The 13,961-nt window shown below is 69.2% G+C and carries 16 protein-coding genes and 2 pseudogenes; 9 read left to right on the top strand and 9 right to left on the bottom strand.

The annotated features are described in order from the left end of the window. Nucleotides 1–270: 270 nt before the first annotated feature. The 7 genes and pseudogenes from LW587_RS02640 (at nt 271) to LW587_RS02670 (ending at nt 5,787) form a co-directional block, all read left to right on the top strand. Nucleotides 271–840, top strand: a complete 570-nt coding sequence (locus LW587_RS02640) for a MarR family winged helix-turn-helix transcriptional regulator (RefSeq protein WP_232628043.1) — start codon at nt 271–273, stop codon at nt 838–840. An 11-nt stretch (nt 841–851) separates the two neighbouring features. Then, nucleotides 852–1,577 carry a response regulator gene (locus tag LW587_RS02645; RefSeq protein ID WP_232628044.1) on the top strand — a complete coding sequence of 242 codons (726 nt, stop codon included), beginning with the start codon at nt 852–854 and terminating at the stop codon, nt 1,575–1,577. Between the two features lie 8 nt (nt 1,578–1,585). Then, complete coding sequence (locus tag LW587_RS02650) at nt 1,586–2,983, top strand: ATP-binding protein (protein WP_232628045.1); 1,398 nt, start codon at nt 1,586–1,588, stop codon at nt 2,981–2,983. 121 nt (nt 2,984–3,104) lie between these two features. Continuing rightward, nucleotides 3,105–3,290 (top strand): hypothetical protein, encoded by a 186-nt coding sequence (locus LW587_RS02655; RefSeq protein ID WP_232628046.1) that lies wholly within the window; start codon nt 3,105–3,107, stop codon nt 3,288–3,290. A 40-nt stretch (nt 3,291–3,330) separates the two neighbouring features. Next, a pseudogene (locus LW587_RS02660) lies at nt 3,331–4,476 on the top strand (aminotransferase class I/II-fold pyridoxal phosphate-dependent enzyme). Between the two features lie 320 nt (nt 4,477–4,796). Continuing rightward, nucleotides 4,797–5,210: a DUF1236 domain-containing protein gene (locus LW587_RS02665; RefSeq protein ID WP_232628047.1), complete on the top strand. Its 414-nt coding sequence runs from the start codon at nt 4,797–4,799 to the stop codon at nt 5,208–5,210. A 286-nt stretch (nt 5,211–5,496) separates the two neighbouring features. Beyond that, nucleotides 5,497–5,787, top strand: coding sequence for a hypothetical protein (locus tag LW587_RS02670; protein WP_232628048.1), 291 nt, complete (start codon nt 5,497–5,499; stop codon nt 5,785–5,787). Nucleotides 5,788–5,792: 5 nt separating this feature from the next. Here LW587_RS02670 and mscL read toward each other — a convergent pair whose 3' ends face one another. Beyond that, nucleotides 5,793–6,218, bottom strand: coding sequence for a large conductance mechanosensitive channel protein MscL (gene mscL / locus LW587_RS02675; protein WP_232628049.1), 426 nt, complete (start codon nt 6,216–6,218; stop codon nt 5,793–5,795). 158 nt (nt 6,219–6,376) lie between these two features. On the opposite strand from mscL, the gene tam reads away from it, so the two are divergent. Continuing rightward, a complete protein-coding gene (gene tam, locus LW587_RS02680; protein ID WP_232628050.1) occupies nt 6,377–7,153 on the top strand; it encodes a trans-aconitate 2-methyltransferase in 777 nt (258 codons plus the stop codon). Nucleotides 7,154–7,230: 77 nt separating this feature from the next. Here the strand turns inward: tam and LW587_RS02685 are convergent, their stop codons facing one another. Further along, entirely contained in the window at nt 7,231–7,590 is a 360-nt protein-coding gene (locus LW587_RS02685) for an ArsR/SmtB family transcription factor (RefSeq protein ID WP_232628051.1), read from the bottom strand. 74 nt (nt 7,591–7,664) lie between these two features. Between LW587_RS02685 and LW587_RS02690 the strand changes: the two genes are divergently transcribed. Continuing rightward, nucleotides 7,665–8,372 (top strand): sigma-70 family RNA polymerase sigma factor, encoded by a 708-nt coding sequence (locus LW587_RS02690; RefSeq protein WP_442919083.1) that lies wholly within the window; start codon nt 7,665–7,667, stop codon nt 8,370–8,372. Between the two features lie 242 nt (nt 8,373–8,614). Here the strand turns inward: LW587_RS02690 and gyrB are convergent, their stop codons facing one another. From gyrB to LW587_RS02725, 7 genes and pseudogenes are all read right to left on the bottom strand, one after another. Continuing rightward, entirely contained in the window at nt 8,615–11,062 is a 2,448-nt protein-coding gene (gyrB, locus tag LW587_RS02695) for a DNA topoisomerase (ATP-hydrolyzing) subunit B (RefSeq protein ID WP_232628053.1), read from the bottom strand. 346 nt (nt 11,063–11,408) lie between these two features. Further along, nucleotides 11,409–12,053 (bottom strand): MBL fold metallo-hydrolase, encoded by a 645-nt coding sequence (locus tag LW587_RS02700; protein WP_232628054.1) that lies wholly within the window; start codon nt 12,051–12,053, stop codon nt 11,409–11,411. Nucleotides 12,054–12,129: 76 nt separating this feature from the next. Further along, nucleotides 12,130–12,534 carry an acyl-CoA thioesterase gene (locus LW587_RS02705; protein WP_232628055.1) on the bottom strand — a complete coding sequence of 135 codons (405 nt, stop codon included), beginning with the start codon at nt 12,532–12,534 and terminating at the stop codon, nt 12,130–12,132. Between the two features lie 97 nt (nt 12,535–12,631). After that, nucleotides 12,632–12,775: a hypothetical protein gene (locus tag LW587_RS02710; RefSeq protein WP_232628056.1), complete on the bottom strand. Its 144-nt coding sequence runs from the start codon at nt 12,773–12,775 to the stop codon at nt 12,632–12,634. A 296-nt stretch (nt 12,776–13,071) separates the two neighbouring features. Continuing rightward, complete coding sequence (locus LW587_RS02715) at nt 13,072–13,359, bottom strand: hypothetical protein (protein ID WP_232628070.1); 288 nt, start codon at nt 13,357–13,359, stop codon at nt 13,072–13,074. Between the two features lie 170 nt (nt 13,360–13,529). Further along, nucleotides 13,530–13,715: a YegP family protein gene (locus LW587_RS02720; protein WP_232628057.1), complete on the bottom strand. Its 186-nt coding sequence runs from the start codon at nt 13,713–13,715 to the stop codon at nt 13,530–13,532. Between the two features lie 61 nt (nt 13,716–13,776). Then, nucleotides 13,777–13,961, bottom strand: a pseudogene (locus LW587_RS02725) (DEAD/DEAH box helicase); the annotation flags it as partial.

Below are 13,961 nucleotides of genomic sequence, written 5' to 3' on the forward strand. Positions count from 1 at the left end.
GTTTCCTCTGCGCAACGCGCCGCATCTCCGGTTGCGGCGCGGCAAGGTGGGTGGGCGACGACGGCGCGCGACCGCCGGGGACGGTCGCTGGCGGCGACGGCCGGACGGGTTGACGGGTAGCAACGAGGCTGAGATATGTCAACAACACTGACTTATCTGCCGGGATTCGGGTGAGGGCCGGTTCCGCCCCGCGATTCGCCCCCGGGCCGGCCCTGCGCCACCCTCTTCGCCGCCCCCCACGATCGAGGTTCCGACGACGTGACCCGCGTGATGACGAGACCCGCCGGGATCGAGGACGAGACCCGTCCGGATCTGCCCCAGGACCTGTCTCAGGAGGTGCCCACGGCTCCGGCCGGCGACAGCGACGACTTGATCGAACTGCTGTTCTTCGCCTACCGCGACTTCGTCGGCGATCCGGACCGGATCCTGGCGGAATACGGCTTCGGGCGGGCGCATCACCGGGTGCTGCACTTCGTCGACCGCTATCCCGGCCTCACCATCGCCGAACTCCTCGATATCCTGCGCATCACCAAGCAGAGCCTTAACCGCGTGCTGAAGGACCTGATCGATCAGGGCTATGTCGAGCAGCGCACCGGGACCAGCGACCGGCGCCAGCGGCTCCTGTTCTGCACGCCGTCGGGCCGGGCCCTGACGGCCGACCTCACCCGGGTCCAGGTGCGCCGGGTGGTGCGGGCCGTGGAGGATCCGGCCGGGGACGGCCGCGCGGACCGCGAGGCCCGCATCGCCTCGGCCCAGGGTTTCCTGATGGCGATGATCGAACCCGGCGACCGCGCGGCCATCCGCCGCCTGATGGCCCGCCGCGCCGCGGGGCGCACCTGATGTCCGGGTCGATGGCCGGAGCGGTCCAGAGGGCCCGGGCCGAATTGCCCGACCACGCCCCGCATATCCTGCTCGTCGACGACGACCGGCGGGTGCGCGAACTTCTCTCCCGATTCCTTTCGGAGCAGGGATTCCGCGTCACCGCCGCCGCGAACGCCGCGGAGGCGCGCCTGCGCGGCCAGTGCTTCCTGTTCGACGCCCTGGTTCTCGACGTGATGATGCCCGGCGAGAGCGGCTTCGATTATGCCCGCTCGGTGCGGGAGACGTCGCGGGTGCCGATCCTGATGCTGACCGCCCGCTCGAATCCCAACGACCGGGTGACGGGGCTGGAGATCGGCGCTGACGATTATCTGCCCAAGCCCTTCGAGCCGCGGGAGCTGATCCTGCGCCTCAACAACATCCTGCGCCGCCACGCCGCCCCTGCCGAGATGCGCCTGTCCATGGAGGGCGCGGTCAGCTTCGGCCCCTTCACCTTCCGGGCGGATCGGGGCGAGCTGAAGCGCGACGGCGAGAACGTGAAGATCACCGAGCGCGAGCGCGAGATCCTGACGATCCTCGGGGCGGCCCGGGGTGGCAATGTCGAGCGCGAGACCCTGGCGGGCAGCGGGGGCTTCGCCGCCGAGCGCACCATCGACGTGCAGATCAACCGACTGCGCCGCAAGATCGAGCCGGATCCGGCCAATCCGAGCTTCCTCCAGACCGTGCGCGGCATCGGCTACCGCCTCGTGGTCGATTGAGGCCGCACATGCCGGGCCCCGCCTCATCGGCCTCCCGGCGGGCCGGCGCGCTCGGCGTTCCGGTGCGCCGCCTGCACCGGGCCTGGCGCCGGGTCAGCCGCTGGATCGGCGACGCCCTGCCCAAGGGCCTCTATGCCCGCTCGCTGATCATCATCATTGCCCCGGTCGTCCTGCTGCAATCGGTGATCGCCTACACCTTCATGGAACGGCACTGGCAACTCGTGACCCGACGCCTCTCGGCGGCCGTCACCTCCGACATCGCGGCTCTCATCGACATCTACGAGACCTATCCACAGGACCGGAACGCCGAGACCCTCACCCGCATCGCGAACGAGCGTCTGAACCTCGACCTCGACATCCTGAAGGGCGCCAAGCTGCCGACGCCGGGCCCGCGGCCGTTCTTCTCGATCCTCGACGAGACGTTGTCCGACGAGATCAGCCGCCAGATCCGGCGCCCCTACTGGATCGACACGGTCGGCCGCTCGAACCTGATCGAGATCCGCGTGGCGATTCCCGAAGGCGTGATGCGGATCGTCGCCCGGCGCAGCCAGGCCTATGCCTCGAACTCGCACATCTTCCTGGTCTGGATGACGGGCTCGTCGCTGGTCCTGCTCGGCGTCGCGATCCTGTTCCTGCGCAACCAGATCAAGCCGATCCTGCGGCTTTCCGCCGTGGCCGAGGGGTTCGGCAAGGGCCGCGACATCGAGTTCAAGCCCCGCGGCGCCCGCGAGGTGCGGCAAGCCGGTCACGCCTTCATCGAGATGAAGCGGCGCATCGAGCGGGCGATGGAGCAGCGCACCACGATGCTCAACGGGGTGAGCCACGATCTGCGCACCATCCTGACCCGCTTCAAGCTCTCCCTCGAATTCCTGGACAGGACGCCGGAGCGGGAGGAACTGCGCCGAGACGTGGACGAGATGAGCCGCATGCTCGAGGGCTATCTCGCCTTCGCCCGGGGCGATTCCGCCGAGACCGCCGCCGCGACCGACATGCGCGTCATGTTGGAGGACTTGCGCAGCGACGTGGAACGGCTCGGGGCCCACGTGGCCGCGGTCGAGCTCGAAGGACGGCCGATGGTCACGGTGCGGCCGGACGCCTTCCGGCGCTGCCTGTTCAACCTCGCGGCCAACGCTGCCCGCTACGCCGACACCGTCGCGATCTCCGGCCGGCGGGAGCACCGCGCCTTCCTGGTCTCCATCGACGACGACGGCCCCGGCATCCCGGCCGAGAGCCGCGAGGAGGTGTTCAAGCCGTTCGTGCGGCTCGACGACGCGCGCCAGGATGCGGGCGGCTCGGGGCTCGGCCTCTCGATCGCCCGCGACATCGCCCGGGCCCATGGCGGCGACGTGATCCTGCAGGACAGCCCGATGGGGGGCCTGCGCGCCAGCGTCCGGATTCCCGCCTGAGGGAGGATGCGCGAAAATTCCGGTCCGGCGGAGTTTCCTCCCGGCAAAGGCCGGTGTTAAGACCGCTTCGCTTTTCCCGATCGCGGGCCGTGCCGTGCCCCGACCAACGCGAGTGACGTGAATGAACCCGCTGGTGCCGCTCTCGGTCCTTCTGCTCCTGCCGATCGGCGCCGTGCTCGCCGTGCTGTTCACCGATACCGGCATCGAGCCGCTACTATTCAAGCACGCGGTGGTGACCTTCGCGATCCTGTTCGTCGTCGGCGGCGCGATCTCGTTTGCCGCGAGCCGTCTGGCCGAGCGCTCATAAGGTCGCTCGCCGCGCCTGCGGGGAGACCGCGGGGGCCACGCTGAGGACCGTCCCCGCCTTCGGCCGGATCGGCGAGGAGAGCGCCTTCGCCGTCCTCGCTCGCGCCAGCGCGCTGACCGCGCAGGGACGCGACATCGTCAATCTCGGCATCGGCCAGCCGACGCCGCCCCGCATCGTCGAAGCGGGATCCGGGCCCTGCGCGACGGCCATCACGGCGATACGCCGGCCGTCGGCATCCTCCCCTTGCGCCAGGCGGTCACCCGGGACATCCGCGGTCTCGCCGGACTCGGGTCTGGTCGTGCCCCAGGCGGCAAGGTCACGCTGTTCAAGGCGATCCTGATGCTGGGCGAGCCCGGCGTCGAGATTCTGGATCCCGATCCGGGCTTTCCCATTGATCGCTCGATGATCGCGTTCACCGGAGCGACCCCGGTGTCGGTGCCGATCCCCGAGGCGAACGAGTTGCGTTCTCGGCGCAGGAGACCCTCGTCACCGGGCGCACCCGCCTGCTCATCCTCAACTCACCGGCCAACCCGACCGGGGGTGTGACGCCGGAGGCGGAGATCGCGGCGCTCGTGGCCGGGCCGTCCGCCCATCCGCAGGTGGCGATCCTCTCCGACGAGATCGACGGGACGATGACCGATGACGGCGCGGCGCATGTCTCGCGGTTGCACGATCCGAAGATCCGCGACCGGCTGATCGACCGCGACGGCGCCTCCAAGACTGACGCGATGACGGGCGGGCGGCTCGGCGGGTCGGTCTGGCCCGAGCCGTTCTAGGAGGCGGCGCGCGAACTCTCGGTCATCGCCCATTCCTGCGTGAACGCAGCCACCCAATGGGCCGGCGTCGCGGCGCCGGACGGGCCGCAGGATTGCGTGACCGAGATGGTCGCCGCGCTCGACCGCCGCCGCCGGCTCGTGGTCGAGGGGCCGAACGGCCTGCCCGACGTGTCGTGCGTCACGCCCATGGGCGCCTTCTACGCCTTCCCCAATATTGCCCCAACCGGCTGGACCGCGATGGCCCTCGCCGCCGCGCTCCTTGATCAGGCGGGCGTTGCGGTGCTCGGCGGGCCGGATTTCGGCCTCCCTGGAGAGGGCTACCTCCGCCTGTCCTATGCCAACCGCCCGAGGCCACCGCGCGGGCGCTGGAGCGGAGCGGGACCTTCCTTCGGGAGACGCACCCGGCCTGATACGGGCTCCGCTCGATCAAAGCGGAGCCCGTATCAGGCAAGCCCGCGCGGCGTTTGAGCGAAGCCCAAATCCGCCATTCCGAAGGGATCAACCGGATTGGGTATGAGGCGTGCTCGAAGGGCGAGGGCCCGAGGCCACGCGACAGATTTCATCCGGGCCGCGGTCGCATCTCGGAAGACCTGCCTCCGATCCAGGCAGTGCGGGACAATCTCGGCCTTTCTCGATTTTTCATGCATCCCATTCCCGGGGTCGGACGTTACAGGGCCATGCTTCGCTGTGCCTGGATCGCGGCGAACGTCACCAAGACGGAGATGCACGAATGAAGATCACGACCCTTCTGGCCGCCTCGGCGTTCGCTCTCGCGCTGCCGATGGCCGCCCAGGCCCAGGGCACCCTGCGCGGTGCCGAGCGCGGCGCCCAGGACGGTGCGGACGCCGCCGGCCCGGTCGGTGCGATCGTCGGTGGCGCGGTCGGCGCGGCCACGGGCACGATCGGCGGCATCCTCGGCGTCGAGGATCGTCCCCGCTTCCGGTCCTATGTCCGCGAGCGCAACGTCCGCTCCTACGACTATGACGGGCGCGTCGCGGTCGGCTCCGAACTGCCGAGCTCCGGCGTCACCTATTACGACGTGCCCGGCGATTACAGCGTCGCGCGCGGCACCCGCTACACCGTGGTGAACGATCGCCCGGTCCTCGTCGACGGCCGTCGCCGCATCATCGAAGTGATCGAGTAATCGAACGCCTCGCCGGTCCCGGCCCCTGGTCGGGACCGGCGCATGCGGCGCGCCGAGCGCTCGGGATCGCGTGCGTTTCTTCCCAATCGTGACCGTTCCCGGCCGAGCTGTCGGCAGTCGTGACCCCGGCCCCGGTGCCCCGCACCGGGGCCGTCGTCGTAGCACGGCCCCCCGAAGGACAATGTTTCCCGTTCAGGGGGCATGGGGCGTTCAATCCGCACGCAACGCATTGTCCCGATCGGTCGTTGATGGTGTCGATTGTCGCACATATCAGCAGGTCAGGACCATGAACCGGCCCGATCCCCCGAACGATGAGCCCCCCCTGCCGGAATCGGTTCGCGACCACCTCGGCCACGAGCTGCGCGGCGTCTACACTGTGACCCAGCCGGAGCCGCGCTTTCTCGGCGACGAGCCCGAGATCCCCACCCCGTTCGAGCCGCAGATCCGCCGCCTGGAGACCCGGCTGAAGACCCACGAGGAAGGCACCGAGGCCGTCGAGCAGGCCCTCGACCGCATCCTCGACGCCTTCGGGGTCGTCCCCGACAAGGCCGGGGAGAAGGACCGGTCGAGCGGTTGAGGCCGTCAGGCCCGCCGTTCCGCCAGCAGATCGCGAATCTCGCCGAGCAGCTTGACGTCCGCCGGCACCTCGGCCACCGCCTCGGGCTTGGCCTCTTCGCGCGATTTCAGCGTGTTCATCGCGCGGATGACGAGGAACAGCACGAAGGCCACGATGGTGAAATTGACGGCAAGCGTCAGGAAGTGCCCGTAGCCGACGACGGCGCCGACCTTCTTGGCATCGGCATAGGCCATGCCGGCCTGCACTTTCGACGAGAGCGGGATGTAGTAGTTCGAGAAATCGAGCCCACCCGTGACGGCGCCGATGATCGGCATGATGATATCTTGCACCAGCGAGGTGACGATCGCGCCGAAGGCCGCGCCGATGATGACACCCACCGCCAAGTCGACCACGTTGCCGCGCAGTGCGAACTTCTTGAATTCCTCGAGCATGATGGTCCGTCTCCCGGTCCGGCGACCGGTGCGACCGCCACGGCGGGTAGGCTAAGCCAGACTTCGCCCTTGCCCAGGGGCTGCGCGGCGCCGTCCACCGTGTAATCTCGCCACCGCACCCACGCGCGGCCGTCGGGTCGAGGTCTCGGGAGGCGGTGATGTCGGATTGGAATGCGGCCCAGTACCTGCGCTTCGCCTCGGAACGGACCCGGCCCGCGGCCGATCTCCTGGCCCGGGTGCCGCTTCGAACCCCCGATCACGTGGTCGATCTCGGCTGCGGGCCCGGCAACGCCACGGCCCTGCTGGCGGAGCGCTTCCCCGGGGCCAGCGTCGTCGGCGTGGACAGCGCGCCCGATATGGTCGCCCAGGCCCGCCACGCCCTGCCCCGGCTGCGCTTCGTCGAGGGCGACATGCGGGACTTCCACCCGGAGGCGCCGCCGGACCTGATCTTCGCCAACGCGGTGCTGCAATGGTTGCCCGACCATGCCGGTTTGCTGCTGCGCCTCGTCCGGCAGCTCGCGCCGGGCGGATGCCTCGCCGTGCAGATGCCGGACAATCTCGACGAGCCCTCGCACCGGCTGATGCGCGCGGTCGCCGCCGACGGTCCCTGGGCCTCCGCGATCGGTGACCCGGCAGCGGCCCGCACGCCGATCCTGGGGGCGGGTGCCTATTACGACCTCCTGCGCGGGGCCGGATGCGCGGTCGATCTTTGGGCGACCACCTATCAGCATCCCCTTGCCGACGCGGCGGCCATCGTCGCGTGGCTTCAGGCGACGGGCCTGCGCCCGTTCCTGGCGCCGCTCTCGACCGAGCACCGCGCGGGCTTCCTCGCGGCCTATGAGCGGGCTCTGGAGGCCGCCTATCCGCGCCGGGACGACGGGATGGTGCTGCTCGCCTTCCCCCGCCTGTTCCTCGTCGCTCGCCGCACGGCTTGATTCCCATCGGCGAGGAGGGTGACCCATCGTCGATGGCCGCCGCGACGGCGGGGCGGCGGGCCTCTTGATCTGATCAGTCAGGTCTCGACCGGGGACGGCGCCCGCACCGCGCAGGCTGGAACCGTGGGCGCCACCCCGCAGAGTTCGGGACGTCCGCCGCAGCATTCCTCCGTCAGGAAGGCGGTCAGGTGGCCGAGCGTCTCCGGCACGGCGGCGTAGAGAATCGATTGTGCCCGGCGCTGCGAACGCACCAGCCCGGTCCGCTCCAGATGGCCGAGATGGAACGACAGGGTGGAGGGGGCGCAGCCCACGGCTTCCGCGATCCGCCCCGCCGGAAGCCCCGCGGGGAATTCGCGGAGCAGCCGCCGGAGAATGCGCAGCCGGCTCTCCTGCGCCAGGGCGACGAGCATCGCCAGAGTTTCCGCTTCGTTTAGCATCAGTTCATTTTTTGATTGGTATCGAACTTAGAATTCTTACAGGAAGCTGAGCCGCAGCTGAGGCTGACAACAGAATGACCGACGTACCGACAAGCGCCAATCGGGCAGAGCGTCCCGATCATGACCGGGACGAAGGGGCCCGGGTGGCACCGGGTCACTTGGCACTGGCGCTGCGCGATTACTTTGACATCGCCTCCCAGGGCCCGCTTCCGATGCGGCTCAACGATCTCCTGTCGCAGTTCGAAACGGCCATCGCGATCCATGGCGGACGGATGGAGACCGTGTTCCGTGACGATCTCGTGAAGGCGTTGCCGATGCTGCGCACCTTCGCGATCTCGCTGACGGCGAATCCGACCCGCGCGGACGATCTTGTGCAGGAGACGATGGTGAAAGCATGGGCGAACCGTGAGCGATTCACGCCCGGCACCAACTTCACCGCGTGGCTGTTCACCATCCTGCGCAACCAATTCTACACCGAGGTTCGCAAGAACCGCCGCGAGGTGGAGGATGCGGACGGCGTCCATGCCGGCACCCTCACCGCCCCGGCGGATCAGGAGCATGCCGCCGGCCTGCGCATGGTGATGAATCTGATCGGGACGCTTCCCCTACCGCAGCGGCAGGCGCTGCTGCTCGTGGGCGCCGAAGGCTTCACCTACGAGGAGGCGGCGGCCCGGCTCGGCTGTCAGGTCGGCACGGTGAAGAGCCGGGTGAGCCGGGCCAGGGCCTTCCTCGCGGAATCCTTTGAGGGCCTGCCGGACGGGCTGTCCTCGGCCCGCGCTTAAGACGCGAGCCCGAAAGGGGTCGCCGCCATTCAGGAGCTGAGGCGGCGACATCGAGACGAGAGAGCATCGACCCGAGAGCCGGCGTCCACCTCTCAGGCCGCCGACGCCGGACGGGTCCGGCGCCGCCCTCGCCGCTCATACCAAATCCGGTTGATCCCTTCGGGATGGCGGATTTGGGCTTCGCTCAAACGCCGCGCGGGCTTGCCTGATCCGGGCTCCGCTTTGATCAAGCGGAGCCCGGATCACACGTCGAGATTGGCGACGCTCAACGCGTTTTCCTGGATGAACTCACGCCGGGGCTCGACCACGTCGCCCATCAGCTTGACGAACAGATCGTCGGCGTCGGTCGTGTCCTTCACCTTCACCTGCAAGAGCGAGCGCACGTCGCGGTCCAGGGTCGTCTCCCAGAGCTGCTGGGCCGTCATCTCGCCGAGGCCCTTGTAGCGCTGCAACTGAAGGCCCTTGCGGCCAAAGGCCATCACCGCATCGAACAGGCCGACGGGGCCGTGCAGAACCGTCTCGTCACCCTTGCGGGCGAGCGTCACGGGCTCCGCGTAGATCTCGCGCAGGGCCACCGCCCGGTCGGCGAAGCGGCGCGCCTCCTGCGAGGCGATGAGCGAGGCGTCGAGGGTCGCGACCTGCTTCACGCTGCGCAGGGTCCGGCTGAACACGTAGCCGCCTTCGGAGGCTTCCCCGGTCCAGCCCTTCTCGATCTCGTCGGCGATGGCATCGAGACGCTTGGCGGTGCGGTCGGCCAGCACCTCGGCCTCGCCCGGATGCTCGGCCGCGTCCCGGTCGAAGGCGCCGGCCAACACCGCCTGCTCCACGACCGCGCGGTCGTAGCGGGTGTGCAGACCGTTCAGGATGCCCCGGAAGGCCCGGGCCTCCTCGACCAGGGTCTTGAGCTGCGCTCCCCCGAACTCGGTGCCCGAGGCCAGCCGCAGTACGGCGCCGTCGACGCCCTGATCCATCAGGTAGTCCTCGAGCGCCCGCTCATCCTTGAGGTAGAGCACCTTCCGGCTGCGCTCGGCTTTGTAGAGCGGCGGCTGAGCAATGTAGAGATGACCGCGGTCGATCAGCTCCGGCATCTGGCGGAAGAAGAACGTCAGCAGCAGCGTGCGGATATGCGATCCGTCGACATCCGCGTCCGTCATGATGATGATGCGGTGGTAGCGCAGCTTGTCCGGGTTGAAGCCCTCGCGGTCGGTGCTGGACCGGCCGATCCCGGCGCCGAGCGCGGTGATCAACGTGCCGATCTCGGCGGAGGACAGCATCCGGTCGGCGCGCACGCGCTCGACGTTCAGGATCTTACCCCGCAGCGGCAGTACCGCCTGGAAGGTCCGGTCGCGGCCCTGCTTCGCCGAGCCGCCGGCCGAATCACCCTCCACCAGCAGCAGCTCGCACTTGCTCGGGTCCCGCTCCTGGCAATCGGCGAGCTTGCCGGGCAGCGAGGCGATGTCGAGCGCGCCCTTGCGGGTGATCGTCTCGCGCGCCTTGCGGGCCGCCTCGCGGGCGGCGGCGGCCAGCACCACCTTGGCCATCACCGAGCGGGCCTGGGAGGGGTTCTCCTCGAGCCAGGTCGAGAGACCCTCGTTCAGGATGTTCTCGACCGCGGGGCGCACCTCGGAGGAGACGAGCTTGTCCTTGGTCTGCGAGGAGAATTTCGGATCCGGCACCTGCACCGAGATGACGGCGGTCAGGCCCTCGCGGCAATCGTCGCCGATGAGCGAAACCTTCTCCTTCTTCGCGATGCCCGAGGATTCGGCGTAGCCGGTCATCTGCCGGGTCAGGGCCGCGCGGAAGCCGGCCATGTGGGTGCCGCCGTCGCGCTGGGGGATGTTGTTGGTGAAGGGCAGGACGGTCTCGTTGAAGGAATCGTTCCACCAGAACGCCACCTCGACGCGGATGCCGTCGCGCTCGCCGAGCACCGTGACGGGCTTGGTCATGCCGTCGACGGGTTTGCGGGAACGGTCGAGATAGCGCACGAAGGCCTCGACGCCGCCCTCGTAGCAGAGCTCCTCGCGCTTGTGCTCGGCATGGCGCGCATCGGTGAGCACGATCCGCACGCCCGAATTCAGGAAGGCCAGCTCGCGCAGGCGCTTCTCCAGGGTCGGATAGTCGAACTCGACCATCGTGAAGGTCTCTTGCGACGGCGTGAAGGTCACCTCCGTGCCGCGCCGGTCGCCTGCCGGGCCGACCACCTCCAAGGGCGCCACCGCGTCGCCGTGGCGGAACTCCATGCGGTGCTCCTTGCCCGCGCGCCAGATCCGCAGCTTGAGACTTACCGAGAGGGCGTTGACGACCGAGACGCCGACGCCGTGCAGGCCGCCGGAGACCTTGTAGGAGTTCTGGTCGAATTTTCCGCCGGCATGGAGCTGGGTCATGATGACCTCGGCCGCCGAGACCCCCTCCTCCTTGTGGATGTCGGTGGGGATGCCGCGCCCGTTATCCGAGACCGTCACGGAACCGTCGGCATTGAGCGTCACCGTCACGAGGTCCGCATGACCCGCGAGCGCCTCGTCGATGGCGTTGTCCACCACCTCGTAGATCATGTGGTGAAGGCCGGAGCCGTCGTCGGTGTCGCCGATATACATGCCGGGCCGCTTGCGGACGGCATCCAGGCCCTTCAGCACGCGGATCGATTCCGCGCCGTAGCTGTCGGCGGGTTCGGTGTTCGGGGAGTCAGCCATGAATTTCCTCGGGCAGGCGGCTCGTGAGCCTGTTTTCGAGCCCGGCGGGCCGGGCGTGCCTGCTATGTCCGTATCGGTTCCATATAGGCGTTCCCCCCTGATTTTGCATCGCTTTCGGCGCCGCATCGGCGTCGTTGCACCCGGATTTCTGAGCCTTTTCCGTTAATCCTCCGTTAGGCTGGACGACGCGCCGGAACACGGTGTCCCCGCCGGCCCCGAAGCGGACGACGGGGACGTCGATCTCCGTCGCGGGGAGCCAGTGCCCCATTCCGGCGCCGGCGCCCTAAGCGCCTGCGTCGCATCGGCTTTTGAGCAAGTGCCGGCGTCCCTCTCTCGGGCCGAGGCGTCAGCCCTGCAGAAACGGGTTGGTCAGGCGCTCCTGTCCGAGCGTGCCGGTCGGGCCGTGGCCGGGGATGAAGGCGACGTCGTCACCGAGCGGCAGCACTTTGTCCTTGATGCCCCGGATCAGCTGCTCGTGATTGCCGCCGGGCAGGTCGGTCCGGCCGATCGAGCCCTGGAATACCACGTCGCCGACGAGGGCGAAGCGGGCGTCCCGGCTCATGAAGACGACGCTGCCGGGCGAATGGCCGGGAACGTATAGGATGTCGAAGGTGAGCCCGCCGACGGTGACGGTGTCGCCGTCGTTCAGCCAGCGGTCGGGGGTGATCGGGCGGGCCGGCTCCAGGCCGTAGCTCTCGGCTGCGGCCGGCAGGCTGTCGAGCAAAAACTTGTCCGCCTCGTGCGGCCCCTCGACCGGGACGCCCAGCCGTTCCTTGAGTTCGGCCGCGCCGCCGGCATGGTCGATATGGCCATGGGTGAGCAGGATCTTTTCCACCGTCACGCCCTGCGCGCGGATCGCGGCCTCGATCCGGTCGAGATCGCCACCGGGATCGACCACGGCCCCGACCTTGGTGGCATCGTCCCAGACCAGGGTGCAGTTCTGCTGGAGCGCGGTGACCGGGAGGATCGCGGCGCGGGGCGTGGCGGGCATGGTGACTCGTCGCGTTTCTCGAAAAAAGACGTCCCGTTCTAGCCTCCCGCGGCGTCCGGCGCCAACGGCGGCCGCCTCACCCCTCGGGCGGGATCGCCCGCGGCCGACCCTCGTCGTCGATGGCGACGAAGGTGAAGGTCGCCTCTGTCACCTTCTCGCGGAACTGGGTCTGGAAGCGGCGAGCCCAGGCTTCGAGGTGAATCTTCATGGAGGTGCGCCCGACCCGGCCGATGCGGGTATAGACGCAGAGCACGTCGCCGACCCGCACGGGACGGATGAAGGTCATGGCGTCGACCGCGACCGTGACGACCCGTCCCTGCGCGCGCTCGACGCCCGCGATGCCGCCCGCCTGATCCATCTGCGACAGCACCCAACCGCCGAAGATGTCGCCGTTGGCGTTGGTGTCGGCCGGCATCGCGATGGTGCGCACCGTCAGGTCGCCGATGGGATGCACCTCGGCGCCATCGTCCGCTTGCGTCATCGATCCCCTCCCCAGGGTGCCGGCCGAGTCGTTGAGGCCGCGCGGGGACAGCCAAGCACGGGGCCCCCGGCCGCGCCAGGGGCAAGCCGCGGCGCCGTCAGGGCATGAGGCCGCCGAGTTCGAGGCCGGCGGCCAGGAAGATGGCGGCGGCGCACATCAGCAGTTCGAGGGGAATGTCCTGCCAGGACAGGGCGCGAGGCGCAGCCTCCGTGCGCCGCAGCCGCGCCACGTGATCGATCATCGGCGTCCTCCGGAGCGGCCCGTTCAGCGCGGACCGTCTCGCTTCATGCACAATCTTACATCGAAGGGGCGGCCGTCGCTAGAGCATCGGCCCGCGGGCGGAGGGCGGACGCTTGGAAAAAGCCGATCCGTTACAAAAACTTAAAGAACCAACACGGATCCCGCCTCCCGTCTCCCTCGCGAAGTCGGGCGGACGCGATAGCAACATCGTGCAGGGCGGCTCGATCCCACCGCCCCAAACCAAAAAACCCGGAGCCGCGAGGCCCCGGGTTCCCGACGACGCGCGGAGCGTCGATGTTAGTAGTAGAAGCGACGCGGGCCGTAGAAGCGACGCGGGCCATAGAACGGCCGGGCGTAGTACGGACGACGGTAGAACGGGCGCGGACCGTAGAAGCGGCGACCGTAATAGGGACGCGGGCCCCAGCCGCGACGACGGTAGTAGTACTGGGCCTTCTCGACCGTGGCGGGGGCGGTCTCCGCGAGAAGGGCGGCCGAGGGGCCGACCGGAGCGGCGGACGCACCCTGCGGAGCGGCGACGGCGAGGCCGAGCGCCATCAGCGCGGCCAGCAACAATGTCCTGAGCAAGTCGACCATTCCCTCTGCGGCATTCGCGGGCGGACGTGACCATTCTGCGTGACCCGCACGCGCTGGAACGTCCCAGCAACCGTGACGGTTTCATCGCGCGGCGCTTTTTCGAGCGCCCAGGCTATGCCGCTCGAGGGCGCCGAGGTCTGGCGCGAGGTCAGGGGATTGGGTCAGGCGATCTTGGTCGTCATGTCCACGACGGAGGCTTCGCCGCTGCGCTTCACGAGGGTGATCGCGTGTTCGCAATCCTCGCGACGGACATAGCCCTCGCCCGAATCGGCGATGACGTTGCCGTTCTGCACACGCAGGCGCCAACGCCACTCGCCGCCCGCATCCCGGTAGAGTTCGAACCGCATCGAAGGCCCTCCAAAAGGCTCGGGCCGGAGCGATGCCCCGGCCCGACCCATTTAGGAGATGTTACGAGCGCGGCGAGCGGTCGAGCCAACCGATCGACCGGCCCCCCTCGCCCGCGGCACCGCCACCGCCGGGCCGCGCCTGACGCTGGGCGGGGCGGTTGGCCGGGCGGGCGTCGGGCCGGCGCTGACCGCCGGCTTCCGTGGGCCGCTCGGAGCGGGGCTGCGCGTTGCCGCGGTGGGGCTGGC

This window comes from Methylobacterium sp. Leaf118, from assembly GCF_920984675.1.
Lineage (GTDB): Bacteria > Pseudomonadota > Alphaproteobacteria > Rhizobiales > Beijerinckiaceae > Methylobacterium.

Excerpts from the sequence above, each read along its gene's own strand:
- LW587_RS02640 (WP_232628043.1), top strand. The coding sequence starts at position 271 with ATGACGAGACCCGCCGGGATCGAGGACGAGACCCGTCCGGATCTGCCC.
- LW587_RS02645 (WP_232628044.1), top strand. The coding sequence starts at position 852 with ATGGCCGGAGCGGTCCAGAGGGCCCGGGCCGAATTGCCCGACCACGCC.
- LW587_RS02650 (WP_232628045.1), top strand. The coding sequence starts at position 1,586 with ATGCCGGGCCCCGCCTCATCGGCCTCCCGGCGGGCCGGCGCGCTCGGC.
- LW587_RS02655 (WP_232628046.1), top strand. The coding sequence starts at position 3,105 with ATGAACCCGCTGGTGCCGCTCTCGGTCCTTCTGCTCCTGCCGATCGGC.
- LW587_RS02665 (WP_232628047.1), top strand. The coding sequence starts at position 4,797 with ATGAAGATCACGACCCTTCTGGCCGCCTCGGCGTTCGCTCTCGCGCTG.
- LW587_RS02670 (WP_232628048.1), top strand. The coding sequence starts at position 5,497 with ATGAACCGGCCCGATCCCCCGAACGATGAGCCCCCCCTGCCGGAATCG.
- mscL (WP_232628049.1), bottom strand. The coding sequence starts at position 6,218 with ATGCTCGAGGAATTCAAGAAGTTCGCACTGCGCGGCAACGTGGTCGAC.
- tam (WP_232628050.1), top strand. The coding sequence starts at position 6,377 with ATGTCGGATTGGAATGCGGCCCAGTACCTGCGCTTCGCCTCGGAACGG.
- LW587_RS02685 (WP_232628051.1), bottom strand. The coding sequence starts at position 7,590 with ATGCTAAACGAAGCGGAAACTCTGGCGATGCTCGTCGCCCTGGCGCAG.
- LW587_RS02690 (WP_442919083.1), top strand. The coding sequence starts at position 7,665 with ATGACCGACGTACCGACAAGCGCCAATCGGGCAGAGCGTCCCGATCAT.
- gyrB (WP_232628053.1), bottom strand. The coding sequence starts at position 11,062 with ATGGCTGACTCCCCGAACACCGAACCCGCCGACAGCTACGGCGCGGAA.
- LW587_RS02700 (WP_232628054.1), bottom strand. The coding sequence starts at position 12,053 with ATGCCCGCCACGCCCCGCGCCGCGATCCTCCCGGTCACCGCGCTCCAG.
- LW587_RS02705 (WP_232628055.1), bottom strand. The coding sequence starts at position 12,534 with ATGACGCAAGCGGACGATGGCGCCGAGGTGCATCCCATCGGCGACCTG.
- LW587_RS02710 (WP_232628056.1), bottom strand. The coding sequence starts at position 12,775 with ATGATCGATCACGTGGCGCGGCTGCGGCGCACGGAGGCTGCGCCTCGC.
- LW587_RS02720 (WP_232628057.1), bottom strand. The coding sequence starts at position 13,715 with ATGCGGTTCGAACTCTACCGGGATGCGGGCGGCGAGTGGCGTTGGCGC.